This is a genomic window from Sulfuricurvum sp., from assembly GCF_028712165.1.
Taxonomy (GTDB): Bacteria; Campylobacterota; Campylobacteria; order Campylobacterales; family Sulfurimonadaceae; genus Sulfuricurvum.
This window is the reverse complement of record NZ_JAQTQR010000028.1, coordinates 1-16,196: the sequence shown is the minus strand read 5'-3', so window position 1 is coordinate 16,196 and position 16,196 is coordinate 1. Positions and strand designations below refer to the sequence as shown.

The following is a 16,196-nucleotide window of genomic DNA, read 5'->3' as shown; positions in this document are numbered from 1 at the left end:
GTTATGGCGAATGAAACAAAAGCAGAGCGTATCGAGCGTATAAAACGTGAAAAAGATGGATTGGAAGTCATCGCCGACATCTACCGATATGCATCGAGCGGTGAAGAGATCGATCCGGAAGATATCGATCGTTTTAAATGGTACGGTATCTACACCCAAAATCGAAATCTTCAGGAAGCGGAGGATGAGACGCAGTATTACATGCTCCGTGTCAAGCTTGAGGGAGGATATCTAACCTCTAAACAAGTCGAAGTATTGGGAGAAATCTCGGTTCAATTCGCTCGTGAAAGCGGAGACATCACAACCCGTCAGGATATACAGTTTCATTGGCTGAAAATAGAAGATTTTCCGGAAATTTTGGAACGTCTTTCGACAGTTGGTTTGAGTGTGCTTGAAGCATCGGGAGATTGTCCGCGCAATATCGTGAGCTGTCCGGTGAATGGGATTGATCATGCGCAAATTGATGATGTTCGTGACATTGTGCTTGCATTAAACAATCTTTATCGTGGAAATCCCGATTTTTCAAACCTGCCTAGAAAGTTCAAAATCGGTGTAAGCGGATGTAACAAGCATTGTATTCAACACGAAGTACAAGATTTGGCCTTTACCGCAGTCAAAAACGGTGATGAACTCCGTTTCAGCGTGAGTGTCGGAGGAGGGCAGGCTAGCAACCGTCGTATTGCCGATCATATCGGCTATGTGAAACGCCGGGATATTGTGAAAATTGCTGAGGCTGTAGCCCGAATCTATCGGGACTTCGGCCGACGTGATAATCGTTCAAAAGCCCGTTTAGGACATTTGGTCGAAGAATGGGGAGTTGATCGTTTCGTCCGTGAGCTGGAAAAAGAGTCGCACGTAGATTTAGAACGGTATGACTCGGCACCTTTTACACCGTATCCGCGACGGACCCATTTCGGTGTCGGAGCAACGATACGAAAAGGATATAACACCATCGGTTGTGCCCTGACCAGCGGACGGATTAACGGAGAGAAACTGTTGAAACTCGGACGTATCCTCGATTTTTACAAAGCCGATGGAATTACGCTGACAACGACACAAAATTTTGTGATTTTGAATGTTCATACCGATGCAACGGAACCGATGATCGATACGCTTCAAGCCGTCGGTTTTCATCCCTATCCGTCGGTCTTTGAAGCACGGACACTGGCATGTACAGGGTTGAACTTCTGTAAGTTTGCGGTGAGTGAGACGAAAGATTTGGCGATTGAAGTGGTTGAGTATCTAAACCGTAAATTTCCTGATTTTGATGAACCGGTGAGCATCAGTATTAACGGCTGTCCGAATTCGTGTGCCCATCCGCATATCGTTGATCTCGGATTTGTCGGTGCAATCGTAAAACGGGGCGATGAACGTCTCAAAGGATTTGATCTTATCGTCGGAGGACATCTCGAAGGCGAAGAGAGCCGTTTCGCGGTAAAAACCGGAGTAAAGGTCGCTTCGGATGAAGTTGCAGAATTGATTGAATCATTGATTGAGGAATTTGAGGGCAGTAACAGCATTAGTTTCGGAAATTTTTTATTGGAGAAATACGGATATGAACCAGCTATGGCGTCCACTGCTTGAGAAAGGAGACAAGTTTGAGCAGATAGGTCGCAATACGATCGGAATACATAAAAAAACCTATTTCGATTTTACTGCATCCGGTCTGGCATATGAGCCGATCGAATCACGTATACGCGAAGTGCTTGAAACCTATGCGAATACCCATTCGAAAGAGGCGTCGATGGCGGCTCGGACCGATCACTATTACCGTGCGGCGAGAGAACATCTCAAATCACTTTTGGGACTGGACGGAGCATTCGCATTGCTGCCCTCAGGATGCGGAGCTACGGGAGCCGTAAAACGGCTGCAAGAGATTTTGGGACTCTATATCCCTCCGGCAACGCGGGCACGGTATCTTCCTATGGCTCCGGATGGCGAACTTCCGCTCGTGATTGTCGGACCGTATGAACATCATTCAAACGATATCAGCTATCGAGAGGCACTCTGCGAAACAGTTCGTATCGGGCTAAATCCCAAAGGGCTGGTTGATCTTGAACAGCTTGAGTCTATTTTGCAGGAGAATGCAGGCAGGGAGATTATCGGGACGTTTTGTATCGCCTCGAATGTGACCGGGACGATAACCCCGTATGCGGAGATATCGGCAATACTTCGTCGCTACGGTGCGATTGTGTGTTTTGATGCGGCGGCCTCATCTCCGTACATCAACATACCGTGCGAACTGTTTGACGCGATGTTTTATTCGCCGCATAAACTTTTAGGCGGTCCTGGATCATGCGGTTTACTCGCCATACGAAAAAATCTTTTTGATGCGGCTTCGACCCCTACGTTTGCAGGGGGCGGAACGGTTTTGTATGTGAGTCGTACGAGCCATTTTTTTGTCGAAGAGATAGAAAATCGCGAAGATGCGGGTACGCCGGGTATATTGCAGCTTATACGTGCCGCATTGGCGTATCAGCTTCGCAATGAGCTTGGATTTGCGTGGATTGCTTCACGCAAAAAAAGTTTATACAAACGTTTTACCGACGGGTTAAAAGCGATTGAGGGAGCAGAGTGCTACGGATGCCGCAAGACAGAAAATATCGGGATCGTATCGTTCAATATTAAACATATCGACCCGTATGCTTTGTGTGAGGTTTTATCTGAATCGGATGGATTTCAAACACGGGCAGGATGTTCGTGTGCCGGACCTTACGGGCACGATCTGTTAGGGCTGGAGGATGATACTCCGTTCCAAACGCGGCCGGGATGGCTGCGTATCAGTCTCCATTATTCGCAAGGTGCAGAGGACATTGATGCGTTGCTGGAAGCTATAAGACAATCGATAAAGAGGCTCGAATGACAAAAATTTTGAAATCAAATTCAGCCGAAACCAATTATCCGTTTTCGGCGAGAAAAGGAAAAGTGTACCTCGTAGGCTGCGGCCTCGGGGACGTAGAACAGTTGACGCTCAAAGCCTACCGGATAATCCGTGAAGCACAGATCGTTTTGTATGACCATCTTATTACAGATGAGATATTGGCATTGATTCCATCGGAAACACGAAAAATATATGTCGGAAAACCGAAAAGCTGCCACAGTATCAGCCAAGAGCGGATTAACACGCTTATCGCGGATTATGCAGGTCAGGGATTCAGTGTCGCGCGGCTTAAAAGCGGCGATCCCTATATTTTCGGACGGGGCTCTGAAGAAGCACTTTTTTTGGGCGAGCAGGGGTATCAAGTAGAGATTATTGCGGGCATCTCTTCATCCGTAGCCGGACCGGCATGTGCCGGAATTCCTCCGACCGCGAGAGGGTATGCTTCCAGTTTTTCAGTAGTGTCGGCACATTTGAAAGATGCTAAATTTAATACCGATTGGCTGCCGCTTTTAAAAGTACCGAATCATACGACGGTGGTTTTGATGGGGTTGAGCTTGGCGGGAGCTATCCGTAAAGCGGCACTCCAAAGCGGAGTTCCGAAGGACTTCCCGGTAGCGATTGTGGCAAATGCTTCGCGTCCTGAGCAGCAGAGTATCGTAACAACCTTATCAGGTTTGGCCAAAGCGGCTAAAGCGGTTCAGGGGCCGGCGGTAATCGTGTTTGGTGATGTCGTAAAACTCTATGGAAAACTGCCGCAGTATCAGCTGCAACAGGCTGTGATTATATAAAATACATCGATTGCTGATCCAGAGCATTTCCCTGATCGACGAGATCTTGGAGGGTCTCGTGAAAAACACCTTTCATATCTTCTCGAATGCGGTTCCAATACAGATGTAAAATAGCTTGTAACCGTTCATCGGAAGGGTTGCAAAGTTCCCCTTCCAGTGCGACTAATATATCAAAGACCGAAATCGTATTGGGAGCTTTTGCGAGCAAGTATCCGCCTCCGGCTCCTCGAATACTTTGAATCAACCCCTCTTTACGCAAGGTCGCAAGAATTTGTTCCAGATAGTTTTGGGGGATGTTGGCTTTTTCGGCTATGTCGCGAATTTGAAGATGACCTTGTCCGTAGTGAAGCGCTAACTCATACATGGCGGCGAGGCCGTAACTGCCTTTTGTCGATATACCTGCCAATGTTATCTCCTATGCAATAGTGTAGAGATATTGTATTCGAGTTAGCGTTAATACTCCTTTAAGGACATCGATTTATAAGAGATTATGTGCTTTTATGATTTAGATCAACTTCATCAAGGGCAATAGTCAGGTTTCGTTGAGAGTGTTTCGCTTGGTTTTCCTAAATAAAATCCTTGCCCATAAATAATACCAAGCTCTTTGACAATTTCCAAGACTTTAGAGGAATGAATGTATTCAGCAACCACTATTTTATCCGATGCCCGGGCGAAAGCAATAATAGACTCTACCAATTTATACGAAATATCCGAAGTATCAATATCTTTAATAAGACTTCCATCAATTTTTATAATATCGACATCCAACGTGAAGATATGATTAAAATTGGAGTATCCACTGCCAAAATCATCGAGAGAAATTTTAGAACCCAAGGAGTGTAATGATTGAATACGTTCTTTGAGCGTATCAAGACTTGTAATCTGTTCCTCTTCTAACAGTTCAAATGTCAGAAATGCTGCATCCTCTTTGATAAGCTCAAGATGACGCTTAATCGTAGTGTAAATATCATCATCAAGGATATCGGTAATGTTGAGATTGACCGAAATAGAGCACTGTTCATCACGCAATTTTTGAAAACATATTTGTAAAATCATCAAAGTAAGTTCTTTGTAAATATTACTATGAACAATGTTAGGCAAAAACATTCCGGGATAGGATATTTTTCCATCACGGTCTCGTATACGCACAAGCGCTTCATATCCGACGATTTGGTTTGATCCCAAGTGAACAACAGGCTGATACTCACAAAAAATGCGTTTTTCTTCTATTGCCTCTTTGACATGATGAACATTTAACATATGAATAGAGTGTTCTGCCCCTTTGTGACTCGGAATAAATGAGGATATTTTATTTCTCCCTGTTCTTTTTGCCGTATAAAGCATTTTATCCGCCATAGAAATCGCATCGAATTCACTTTTGAAGTGAGACGTATACGAGTTGAGACCGATGGAAATAGTCGGATGTATTGTAATTAATCCTGCTTTGATCTCAATAGATTCAACATTCTGACGTATACGATTAAGGATCTCCATGAGTGCAGTTTGTTCCAAATCACGCATCGATAAATAGAGTAGAAACTCTTCACCGCCGTAACGAATCAGTTTATCGTATTCTCGGATTGATGATTTGAGTACATTCGAGACTTTCTTGAGTACATCATCCCCAATTTCGTGGCCGTATGTGTCATTTATGATTTTGAATTTATCTAAATCCATCATTGCGATGGCATATTTTTGGTAGTCGATTGTGCTGATTATATCATTGAAAAAGTTTCGGTTATAAAGTCCTGTCAGAGGATCGAGATACACCCGTTTTTGTGATAATCGATATAATAGGAACTGGACGGCACTTAAGAGGATACCTATCCCGAGTAATGCTAAAAAAATCCACACATATTTATGAAGCGGCTCGACTATCTCAGTGATATGCTTTTGTCCTTCCAGAGAAAAATCGATGGCGATAATGCCCTGAACTTTATTATCAACCACGATAGGCTTAAGATAGGTGAACCATAAAGTATAAAGCTTTTCTTGCGTAATTAGTTGAGGCTGGCCTGTTTCATAGGCACGTTGCCATTTTTGATCCTCGATGTCAAATTTTCTCCCAAATTCTGCTTTATCCTGAGTTGCGCCATCAAGCATAAATCGAAATATATTCTCATTATCACGGTACAAAACATAGCTGTATTTGATATCATCATACGTGATCATAGAAAGATCTGATTCTAGGTCACTTCGTAAGACAGGATTCTGTTCTAAAATAGAATTGAGTGTTTGACCGTGATGTTGAGAGACACAAACTTGAAGTTTATGATCGAAGTTGTCAACAATAGAACTGATGGTACGAAGCAAATCATTTTTGACATTGTTTTTTAAATCACGCTCGATTTTTGGAATTTCGAGGAGGATCATAATAATGATAAATACGGTGATCGCCAAAAATAGAGCAAAGAAAAATTCTTTTTTTCGGATTTTCATAAGTCATCTTCTATGTATTTCTCAAATTCATGATCCAGTGTGATATTTGCTATTTGCATTCGTTTGCGTAAAAAAAGGAGATTTGGTCTTCCTTTTTGCCAAAAAAATGCCCCTACTACCCTTTTGTCTTTAATCAAAAGCGAATAATTGGTTGCAATGATTATAGTATTGGATGGGATATTTTCCGGAATTTTTTTTGCAACAAAAAGTATACGGGCATTATTGAAATTCTCGACAAGGTCAATTTTTTTGGATTGATGTAGCGTATTTTTGAGTTCAACCGTTTCTCCCCACGCTGTTACCTTTTGGTCTGGAAATATGGATGTTGTGATTTTCTCAATAATCTGCACCTCAACACTGTTTTTTGATCCTTCAGCATAGAGCATGGAAGTGAACAATACAACCAGCAGATATTGAAAAAAGAAGAACGGTTTTTTAAAAGACATATTTTAAACCCATTCGAACCGTACGGTCAAACGGTGCCACGTAATCGATATAGGTTGGCATCGGATAAGGGGTTTTGATTGCTTTGTTCAAAAGATTTTCCCCTTTGATAAAGAGACTTAAATCCTGAGTGGCATGATAGGTTACACCGGCAGTGTAATCGTATCCCTCTTGAACGTTTACACTGATATTTGCAGGGGTGAGATAATGATAGCTGCTGCGATACAGTAATTCATTGTAAACATCAAAGCGTCCAAATGTATCAAACAGTTGAAGATATCCTCCGATTTTAGAACTCTGTGTGAGAGGCATATTGTTATCCCCATAGTAAACGCTAAGACTGATTGTATGGTCTTGTCCGAAATGGATCTCATGTGATCCGTATAGAATGTAAAACTCAGGCTTGGAAGTGCTGTTGATATAAACATTGTTCTGTAAGGCAATGCCATTGATAGCGGTATTATAGACGAGACGAACATTACTGTTGGTCGTATCGGTTTTATGGGATACTTCTGTTACCGCTGCGATCCGTTCTTCGGGTTTCAAGTCGATATTACTTTTAGAATTAAAGGGAAAATAGGCGGTTTGCATAAATGCAGGATAGCCATACGTGCGTACGGCGGATGTTTTCCAAATCCATTCTCCATTATTGTAAATATGTCCCGCTCTTATCGCGTATTCATTAAAATCATTGGCTCCGCCATTGCGGTCATAATGATCCAGTCTGATATTCGTAAATAAGAGATTATTTTCATTTATCGTGTAATCATCCGAGAAAAAGAGAGAATAGGAATTCCACTTTGTCGGTCCGGTAATTTCATTAACCCGTTCACTTCCATCGGTGATAAGGGAATTCGGAATGACTTTTCTAAATTTGCTTTGAACGCCTACGTGTATGTCATGATCATTGAGTGTAAATTGTTTATCGAGAACCGCCTCGGATATTGATTCGGATTTATCGAAATACCAGTCTGTGACCGTTGTTGTTGTTCCATCTGCATTGAAAAGTGTGATTCCGTTTGGATCGGATTCAGACTGTCTGTGATTGGAATTGTCGTACGAAATTTTAAGTTTGAGTGTTTTGTCTTGAAAATATTTTGTTCCGACAATATATCGATGTACCAAATCGGCACTATTATCATCCGGAGTATGCAACCTCCCTATCCCTAAGAATCGATCTTGATCCAGACTAAATTGAGCGGCTTCAACAGTGAAATCATCTCCTTTCAAAGAGGCAAAAAAGTTGCTGGTTTTAAAATCTCGTCCGACTCCGATGGCACTACGATTGCTGATATAGGATTCTCTGTTTTCAGTATGGGTATCGGCATAAAAAAAACTGGAATATTTTTCTCCTTTATGAGCGTAGTAAGCGTTGAGCTCATTGGAGCCTCGGGAGCCTCCCATCACTTGGACAGCACCTCCGTCATCACGGCTAGGATCTTTGGTATAGAGCCGAATAACTAGGCCAGGAGGCTCGTCCCCTGCTATAACGGAACTGCCAACCTGATAAATTTCGATATGGTCAATGTCGGAGATGTCTAAAAAACCCCACATTTTCATGGCACTTCCAAATCCGATGGAACCGAGTTCGTGATCATTGATATAGAGTTTTAAGAATTGACTGTTGAACGTTGAAGCTTTTGCCATTGCTAGAGAAACCTGCCCGGTAGGGGTTTCTTGCATAGTGAACCAAGGGATCGTTTTGAGGATATCACGCAAGTTATACGCCTGCATTTTTTCGAGGTGTTCACGTGTAAAGATAATGAACGAGCCAGCGCTCTCTTTTTTTGTTTGTGCAGAAAGATCGGATTCACTGCGATATTGAGATAAAAGATTATCCAAATTCTCAGAATGATCTTGAGCATAAGAACATACGCTGCTAACGATAAAAAAAAGGGCTGAATGCATACTGAGATTGAAATTCATCACAGATTCCTCACACTTAGTCTCTCATCATATGTACTTATATTAGCATATACTTGCCTAAAAAATATATTGAAAAAAATTAAAATAATGCTTTACTATTAAAAAGTGATTTTTAAGAATGAAAATAATGGCTAACTGAGAGTAGAGTTTGTGAGAAAAAAGCGTTTAAGTGTTATCATGGATATGAGGCAGATGCCTCTGTATCATAGAGATTATTCGCTCTCTTTCGGCGATTTGAACGATTTTACATCGATTCGGCGAGGCGCACGTTTCGGTGCGGCAGGCGCATCGGAGGGTTTGCGATCATTGTACGGTTTTTTATCACCGAATGGTTTCTTGTCTCCGAATGATTTTTTATCTCCGTAGGGCTTTTTGTCGCCGTAAGGCTTTTTATCTCCAAAAGCAGGTTTGTCTCCATAGGGCTTTTTATCCCCATACGGTTTTTTCTCGCCGAATGCGGGTTTATCACCGTAGGGTTTCTTGTCACCATATGGCTTTTTATCTCCATAAGGCTTCTTCTCTCCAAATGGTTTTTTCCCATCTTTATCGTATGGTTTTTTCTCTCCGAAGGCAGGTTTGTCTCCGTAAGGCTTTTTGTCACCATAAGGTTTCTTGTCACCATAAGGTTTTTTCTCTCCATCGTATGGTTTTCGCTCATCCGTGCTTTTTGCTTTGTCTCCGAAGAATTTCGGCTTACTGCTATAAGGGGTTTTCGTTGCTTTTTCCGTATCGGAACGGGGTGTTCCGTCGATGTAATGGTTGCGCTCGCGGGTTTTCCCCTCGAAGATCGGTTTGCCGTTTTCATCTTTTCCGACGAAACGGGGTTTGCTGTTGTGCTGTTTTTTTGAGGTGAATCCGTCATCCACTCCGCGTGCAGGCCGACGATCATCTCGCGGTGCATCATCGCGTTTACGTTCAGGACGGGTATCACGAACCGGTTTTTTGTCACGATTTCTCGGATCTGACGCATCACGAGCTTCGCGTTCTTCGCGGCGCGCTTTTGCTTCGGCTTTTTGCTGATTGTCTACGGCGATTCCGAAATCGGGTTCAAAACCTTTGACGATCTCTTGGGTGATGGTGCGTCCGTTGAGGAGTTCGATCGGATAAAGTCGTTTTTGATCTTGCTCATCGAGAGTGATGAGGGCATATTCGCTTGCTCTGGCAAAGCGTGACATATAGACAATCGCTTTATCGGGGAGATCATAGCTGATCAGCACTTCGCAGCGAAGATCGGGTGCTTTTGCCAAATCGGCATCGCTTAGGACCGTGATGTTGTTTCCTGCGAACAGATTAGTGAGTTCTCCGGCATCATCAGATGTGACGATCAGGATTTTTTTACCGGCGTTGCGTTCGATTAAAAAATGGATCAGTTCATTTTTACGAGGACGGTTACACGGGTGGATACGATGGTTTTGGCGTTTGATAGGTGTCGTCGATGACATTTAAATAGTCCTTGGGTACATAGGCCTCAGTGATGAGGGGGGATAAGCGATCAAAAAAGAAGTCTCTAACGCGTGATCGAGAGCGCGAATGGTAAGCGTATTATAGCGTAAAGCTCACTAATTTATCTGTAAGCTTTTATCCCCAGCAATTCATCGAGACGGAGAAAAGTATATCCCATCTCACGCAGTTTTTCGATCACTTTCGGAAGAGCGCCTACACTGGTCGGATTGCGGTGCATCAGGATGATGTCGCCGTTTCGGATATTGGAAATAACATTCTCTACGACGGCATCGGGATCTTTGAGTGTCCAGTCGAGCGAATCGAGAGACCAGAGTACGGTGGTAAGTCCTTGATCATTGACGGTATACACGACGCGAGCATTGATCGAGCCGTACGGAGGGCGGTAGAGGATGGGATAGTGTCCGGTTATGGTTTCAATACGTGTTGCGGCATGATCGAGCTGATCTATGATAGCGCTCTCATTGAGGTCACTAAGGCGCGGATGGTTAAAGGTGTGATTTAGGACAAGATGACCTTCATCGTTTGCTCTTTTGACAACGGTGATATTGCTATCCGTCATGGTCCCTCCGATCATAAAAAAAGCAGCTTTGACATGATGAGAGGTGAGAATATCGAGAAGCTTATAGGTATTGTTTTCATCAGGCGCATCATCAAAGGTGAGGGAAATATTCTTTTTCTCTGTATTACCGTTTACGATAATGTTTTTATAGTGTCCTGCTTGGACAGGTGTGACGGTATTGATTCGCCATTTATCCAAAAATTGGCTCATATTGGCATCGAGGAGGGGAGAATTTCCGCGGATATCGTAAATGATATCGGTATCGGCGAAAAGGGCTAATTGAAAAAAGAACGTGAGAATGAAAAAAAGTTTAGTCATAGGGATCGTTTCGTTAAAAATAGGCGAAATTATAGCGAGATAAAAGGTACTTTCAGTCGAGAGTCTTTTTGTAAAACTTGACCGCTAGTGTCATCATCACAACCGCTATAATCAACAAAGGCCAGATGTTTGGCCAGAGCATCGCCAAATCGTTATCCTTGAGAATAATACCCCGAATAAGACGGTTAAAATAGGTCAGCGGGAGTATCTCACCGATGTGCTGTGCCCATACAGGCATCCCGTAGAACGGAAACATAAAGCCTGAGAGCAAGATGCTTGGGAGAAAATAGAAAATGGTGAGCTGCAACGCCTGCAGCATATTTTGCGCCAAAGATGAGATGGTAATACCTATGGTGAGGTTAACGGCGATGAAAAGGAGGGCTACAGTATAGACCAGCACAATCGAACCGTTGAACGGAACGCCAAACACAAAATGCGAAGCAAAGAGGATCAAAGAGGCTTGGACCAGTCCGATAAAGACATAGGGGATAATTTTCCCCGTCATGATCTCCAGAGGCCGTGCGGGGGTTGCGAGGAGATTTTCCATCGTCCCCCGCTCGCGCTCACGGGTGATGGCGAGTGCCGTCATCATCGTGAGTGTCATCGTCATAACTGTTCCCATAAGACCTGGGATGATGTTGTACTGGTTGATACTGTTAGGGTTGTAGAGACGGTGAACTCGAATCTCAAACGGATTTTTCTGAGACCAAAGAGTTGAGAGCGAACCTACAAGATCTTTTTTGGCAACCTGCTGGGCAATTCCATCGATAGAGGCAAGAGCAACAGAGACAGTGACCGGATCGGTCGCATCGGCTTCGAGGAGAATGGAGGGTTTTTCACCTCGTAAAAGCTTTTTGGTGAAATCGCTCGGGATGGTGAGGATGAATTGAATTTCCCCTTTTTTGAGGGCTGCTTGTGCCTCATCAGCAGTGGTATAGTCTGTATTGATGGCAAAATAATCCGACGTTTGCATCGAGCTTAGAATCGTACGGGTAAAATCGCTCTCATCATACGAGACGATTGCGATCGGGAGATGTTTGGGATCGGTATTGATCGCAAAACCGAACAGGGCGAGCTGGATGATCGGCAGAACAACCATCATGGCGAATGTGACACGATCGCGTTTGAGCTGTAAAAACTCTTTGAGGACTATGGCCCACCATCGGTTTAAACTAAAGCTCATAACTCTCTCCGTAGTTATCACGTGTGTGTTTCATCAGGTAGATGAAGACATCTTCCAATGAAGTGGGAATGGATTTAAACTGCTGCGTTTTCAGAACCTCTTCAATCGCTTCGGAGTTTTTTCCGCTGACATGCAAGGTTGAACCGAAAATTACGGTTTGCTCGATAGCAGGATCTTTTTCAATCACTTTAGAAATCTCCATCAAACGCTCTCCGGTTACTTCGTAAGTAAAGAGTTTTTGCTCTTCTATGATGCTCTGGGCACTCCCTTTTGCGAGGAGATTTCCATACGCGATGTAGGCGAGTTTATGACATCGTTCGGCTTCATCCATGTAGTGGGTACTGATAAGAACCGAAACTCCTTTCGATGCAAGTTCATGCAGCTCTTCCCAAAAATCACGCCGTGCGTTGGGATCGACTCCGGCAGTGGGTTCATCCAGCAATAGCAGTTTTGGATGTCGGAGCATACATGCCGCTAACGCAAGGCGCTGTTTCCACCCCCCTGAGAGGGATCGTGCCAACTGAGAAGAGCGCGAAGTGAGACCGAGCGTTTCAAGTGCTTCGTCGACGACATGCTTACGGTTGGCGAGTTCATACACCCGTGCGACAAAATCGAGATTTTCACGGATACTCAGATCTTCCCAGTAGGAGAACTTTTGGGTCATATATCCTGCCTCACGTTTGATCGCGTCACTTTGGGTCGTGATGTCGTATCCCAGACAATGCCCTTCGCCGCTATCAGGGGTCAGAAGGCCGCAAAGCATACGGATAGCGGTCGTTTTTCCGCTTCCGTTAGGTCCTAAAAATCCCAGTATTTCTCCCCGTCCTACCTGGAGAGACAAGTCTTTGACGACATGTTTGTCGCCGAAGTATTTATTTAGACCCCGTACATCGATGGCGTTTTCATAGGTGCTCAAGTGTAACTTCCACAGGCTGTCCGGGATGGAGCAGAGGTGCATCTTCAGGGCTCGGATAGGCTTCGATCATGTAAATCAGTTTATCTTTGGTCTCGTTGCTGTAGATGATCGGCGGTGTATATTCCGCTTCTGTCGAAATGTAAGTGACGTGTGCCGGAATTTTATGTTCGTCACTGCGTGAAACAATCAATAGTTTTTGACCAATGGCAAGTTTTTCTGAGATATTCTGAGGAACAAAAAAACGGATTTTCCGGTTTTGCGGAGGGAGCAGTCGAACAACGATTCCCCCTGTAGGGACGAATTCGCCTTCGCGGTACAACGTATCAAAAACCATTGCCTTCGAGGGTGCTTTACGGGCTTTTTCACTCAATTTCCAGGTGGTTTGGGATATGAGAGCCTGAATTTGTTGTATGTTTGCTTTTTGGGCTTTGATACGGTCGCTGCGATCACCGATTTGGGCGACTTTCAGGCTGTTTTGCAATTCATTGACCAGTGCCGCACTCCGATGAGCGGATGCTATTGTATTATCGAGCGCTTCTTTGGAGAGGGCATTGGCTTTATAGAGTTCCTGATTACGCCGGAGCTGTTCTTGGAAATTGTCTGCATCGGCTTTGGCTTGGGTCAGTTTGGCTTTGATAACATCCAGTTCTTCGGGACGGGAACCTTTTTGCATGTCGTTTAACACGGATTGTGCCGAGGTCAGCTGAGCTTCGTTTTGACGCAGTTGATCTGTCTCATTTTCAGAATCCAATACGAAGAGCGGTGCATCGGCTTTTACATTCTCTCCGCGTGTCACAAAAAGCTTATCGAGCCGTCCGCTTTGGGATGAGGCGATATTGACGTATTCGCCTTCAACATAGCCTTGATACGATATAGGTTCATCCTTTTTACATCCGGTAAGTATCAATAGGGTGAAGAGAAAAGAGAGGGCTATTTTTATCATTAAAGACCTTTTTATTCTTATGAGTATAGCGAAATGAATGTTTTAGATGTCAATCATTCTGACCAGCACCAGATACGGTTCACTTTCCAAAATATTGAGGGTTACGCCATAACGCTGTGAGATACGTTTTCGCTGTCCCTCCGTCAATTCCGATAAATGAATTTTATAATAATTATGACCGCTGTCTGAACTCACCTGCATATGAAATGAATGTATTTCTTCTTGGGAAGGGTCGTAATGGATATATTTTTGCATAGGTTGATTATACCATGCTATTCTCAACTGTTTATCGATACGATTGGAAATTGAAAGGAGATTGATCCAGATTTAAAAAGTGGAAATTGTTACGTTTTCGTATTATAATAGTCGCATTACACAGGAATTAAAAGGAGATAAAAATGGATCCCGTACAAAAAGACTTAGAAAATCGAAAATCAGAGATTAAAAATGCGATGGAACTTATGTTCAAAGCGAATATGACCATTACCGATTGGGACGTTCCTGAGGGAGATGATAAAGAAGCGGCAAAAATTCTTATTTCCATTATGCAAGAAGCTCTGAATGAAATTAAAGTTGATATCGAAGCAGGCAAATACGATAACTTTTGAGAGCATTTTTTAGAGGGAGAGAAGATTAAGGATGAGGTTATTTGCCAAAAATCAATACAGTATCGAATAGTCCTATTGCACTCATTATCATATAAATAATGGTCCCTTCCGAGATACCGGCAAACAGACCTAGAAGAAGACCGTTCCCGATAAGTTCCAGCGAATAGGGTGTTGTCCACTCTTGCCAATATCCAGATAACTTTTTCATCCCTACTTCTCTAAGAAAGCTGTTGACGCTTCATCCGTGTAAAAAAACTAAATTGAATAATATTAGTGCTTATATGCTAAAAGAATATTTAAAAATATTTTTATATCTTTTATGTGTTAAGAAGATGGGCTATTTTATCGGTAGAAGCCAAAGCACCTTCGAGATACCCCCCTTCGTGATAGGACGTTTCGGTACCGATAAATGTTATTTTGTTGTTTAAATAATCACTATTTAATCCGTAGTTCGGGTGTTCCATCAGAGGTCTGGCATCAATTTCGACCGAACTAAACAACTCTTTTCTCCAATCGACACAATGAAATCCGATGATGGGCGATGCATTTTCACCGAACAAATGTTGTAATTGTTGACGTACTTGCGCTTCAATCGTACGCATATCGGTTTCGGAGCGGATAAAGCCGAATAACGCATAGCGATCAAACGTACAGGCATCATGAACCTCTCCCATAGGACCGCTGTGGCTGAAACAAAATCCGCTTAGTCCCATTTCGCGCCAAAATGGTGTTTCAAACTCGATAACGCATTTGACCGAATGTCCCATCCATGTCGGTGTCGCGGCAAAGCGATTTTGCAGTTCCGTAGGCAAAGGCGGATCAAATCGCAGGGATTGGAGTGTAAGGCGGGGCGGTAAAGTGATGATTACATGGTCAAATTGATACTCGTTTTTATTTGACGTGAGGAGGATTTGATCGTTATTCTGAGCGAGCATTTGTACTGTTTCACAGAGATTGATTTGCGCCCTTTTGAGCTGAAGTGCGAGTTGATCGATCAACGCACCGATCCCTCCGATAATTCTGCCGGAAGGGGCATTGGGTGCAGGATTAAAACGCTGAACCTCTTGAGGTGTTTCATAGAGGGCTTCGCCGTTTCTATATTGTCGAAATATGCTCAAACCGAGTGAACGGACGAGTTCGACTATACGGTTTTGATGCGGCCAAATCCAGCTTGGCCCCAGATCGAATCCATCCACGGTATAGACTCTCCCTCCCAGTCGCTCTCGTGCTTCAAAAAGGGTTATATTATAGTTGTTTTCTAAAAGGGTTGCTGCATAGAGACCGCTTAAGCCTCCGCCGATAATTGCTATTTTTTTCATCGCTCAATTGTATATCTGCCCTTTAGAGGGAGGTGTTAATGAAACGGATTAGGATTGATATTTAAGGTGCAAATTGAGTTATCAAAGAAACTCTCTAGTATAACTTTTGCATATGTTTAAAAAGGCTGAATCAGGAGATAAAGATATGGAAACACTCAAAATAGTTTGCCCTCATTGCAATAATGTAAACACTGTAACCAATGAAGTTACCAAAGAAGATATAGCATGTCAATCATGCGGACTTTCATTATTGGACACTACCCCTATCAATTGTTCAACAGAAACCTTTAAAACGCATATTACTGAAAATACAATTCCCGTACTCGTTGACTTTTATTCTCCCGATTGTGCACCGTGTATGAAGATGGCTCCGGATTATGAAAAAGCGGCATCATCATTTGCCCTTGA

Annotated in this window: 17 protein-coding genes; 5 read left to right on the top strand and 12 right to left on the bottom strand. The window is 43.3% G+C overall.

Features of this window, described 5'->3' with window-relative positions; translation table 11 throughout:
* Window positions 1-3 precede the first annotated feature (3 nt).
* The 3 genes from PHP90_RS06625 to cobA are packed head-to-tail and all read left to right on the top strand — an operon-like array spanning window position 4 to window position 3,669.
* A complete protein-coding gene (locus PHP90_RS06625) occupies window positions 4-1,584 on the top strand; it encodes a nitrite/sulfite reductase (RefSeq protein WP_299927142.1) in 1,581 nt (526 codons plus the stop codon).
* Window positions 1,556-2,863, top strand: coding sequence for an aminotransferase class V-fold PLP-dependent enzyme (locus tag PHP90_RS06620; protein ID WP_299927139.1), 1,308 nt, complete (start codon window positions 1,556-1,558; stop codon window positions 2,861-2,863). The genes PHP90_RS06625 and PHP90_RS06620 overlap by 29 nt, the downstream gene beginning before the upstream one ends.
* Complete coding sequence (gene cobA / locus PHP90_RS06615) at window positions 2,860-3,669, top strand: uroporphyrinogen-III C-methyltransferase (RefSeq protein ID WP_299927137.1); 810 nt, start codon at window positions 2,860-2,862, stop codon at window positions 3,667-3,669. Before PHP90_RS06620 ends, cobA begins: the two co-directional genes overlap by 4 nt.
* Here cobA and PHP90_RS06610 read toward each other — a convergent pair.
* From PHP90_RS06610 to PHP90_RS06565, 10 genes are all read right to left on the bottom strand, one after another.
* A complete protein-coding gene (locus PHP90_RS06610) occupies window positions 3,662-4,075 on the bottom strand; it encodes an Rrf2 family transcriptional regulator (protein ID WP_299927135.1) in 414 nt (137 codons plus the stop codon). The two genes, cobA and PHP90_RS06610, sit on opposite strands and share 8 nt — an antisense overlap.
* 113 nt (window positions 4,076-4,188) lie before the next feature.
* The gene (locus PHP90_RS06605; protein ID WP_299927132.1) at window positions 4,189-6,108 is read right to left on the bottom strand and encodes an EAL domain-containing protein; all 1,920 of its coding nucleotides are present in this window, start codon (window positions 6,106-6,108) and stop codon (window positions 4,189-4,191) included.
* Window positions 6,105-6,554 carry a hypothetical protein gene (locus tag PHP90_RS06600; protein ID WP_299927130.1) on the bottom strand — a complete coding sequence of 150 codons (450 nt, stop codon included), beginning with the start codon at window positions 6,552-6,554 and terminating at the stop codon, window positions 6,105-6,107. Before PHP90_RS06600 ends, PHP90_RS06605 begins: the two co-directional genes overlap by 4 nt.
* The gene (locus PHP90_RS06595; protein WP_299927127.1) at window positions 6,544-8,478 is read right to left on the bottom strand and encodes a TonB-dependent receptor plug domain-containing protein; all 1,935 of its coding nucleotides are present in this window, start codon (window positions 8,476-8,478) and stop codon (window positions 6,544-6,546) included. The genes PHP90_RS06600 and PHP90_RS06595 overlap by 11 nt, the downstream gene beginning before the upstream one ends.
* 212 nt (window positions 8,479-8,690) lie before the next feature.
* Window positions 8,691-9,920, bottom strand: a complete 1,230-nt coding sequence (locus tag PHP90_RS06590; RefSeq protein WP_299927125.1) for a hypothetical protein — start codon at window positions 9,918-9,920, stop codon at window positions 8,691-8,693.
* A gap of 122 nt (window positions 9,921-10,042) precedes the next feature.
* Window positions 10,043-10,819, bottom strand: coding sequence for a polysaccharide deacetylase family protein (locus PHP90_RS06585; RefSeq protein ID WP_299927122.1), 777 nt, complete (start codon window positions 10,817-10,819; stop codon window positions 10,043-10,045).
* A gap of 52 nt (window positions 10,820-10,871) precedes the next feature.
* Complete coding sequence (locus tag PHP90_RS06580; RefSeq protein WP_299927119.1) at window positions 10,872-12,002, bottom strand: ABC transporter permease; 1,131 nt, start codon at window positions 12,000-12,002, stop codon at window positions 10,872-10,874.
* Complete coding sequence (locus PHP90_RS06575; protein WP_299927117.1) at window positions 11,992-12,918, bottom strand: ABC transporter ATP-binding protein; 927 nt, start codon at window positions 12,916-12,918, stop codon at window positions 11,992-11,994. The genes PHP90_RS06580 and PHP90_RS06575 overlap by 11 nt, the downstream gene beginning before the upstream one ends.
* Window positions 12,905-13,861 carry an HlyD family efflux transporter periplasmic adaptor subunit gene (locus tag PHP90_RS06570; protein WP_299927115.1) on the bottom strand — a complete coding sequence of 319 codons (957 nt, stop codon included), beginning with the start codon at window positions 13,859-13,861 and terminating at the stop codon, window positions 12,905-12,907. Before PHP90_RS06570 ends, PHP90_RS06575 begins: the two co-directional genes overlap by 14 nt.
* 42 nt (window positions 13,862-13,903) lie before the next feature.
* Window positions 13,904-14,116 carry a hypothetical protein gene (locus tag PHP90_RS06565; protein ID WP_299927113.1) on the bottom strand — a complete coding sequence of 71 codons (213 nt, stop codon included), beginning with the start codon at window positions 14,114-14,116 and terminating at the stop codon, window positions 13,904-13,906.
* Window positions 14,117-14,259: 143 nt separating this feature from the next.
* On the opposite strand from PHP90_RS06565, the gene PHP90_RS06560 reads away from it, so the two are divergent.
* Complete coding sequence (locus PHP90_RS06560) at window positions 14,260-14,469, top strand: hypothetical protein (RefSeq protein ID WP_299927111.1); 210 nt, start codon at window positions 14,260-14,262, stop codon at window positions 14,467-14,469.
* Between the two features lie 37 nt (window positions 14,470-14,506).
* Here the strand turns inward: PHP90_RS06560 and PHP90_RS06555 are convergent, their stop codons facing one another.
* Together PHP90_RS06555 and PHP90_RS06550 are read right to left on the bottom strand one after the other, a co-directional pair.
* The gene (locus tag PHP90_RS06555) at window positions 14,507-14,677 is read right to left on the bottom strand and encodes a hypothetical protein (protein ID WP_299927109.1); all 171 of its coding nucleotides are present in this window, start codon (window positions 14,675-14,677) and stop codon (window positions 14,507-14,509) included.
* 109 nt (window positions 14,678-14,786) lie between these two features.
* Window positions 14,787-15,788: an NAD(P)/FAD-dependent oxidoreductase gene (locus tag PHP90_RS06550; protein WP_299927107.1), complete on the bottom strand. Its 1,002-nt coding sequence runs from the start codon at window positions 15,786-15,788 to the stop codon at window positions 14,787-14,789.
* A 145-nt stretch (window positions 15,789-15,933) separates the two neighbouring features.
* Here PHP90_RS06550 and PHP90_RS06545 point away from each other — a divergent pair.
* Window positions 15,934-16,196, top strand: a 263-nt coding sequence (locus PHP90_RS06545) for a thioredoxin domain-containing protein (protein WP_299927105.1), incomplete at its 3' end; no start/stop codon positions are given.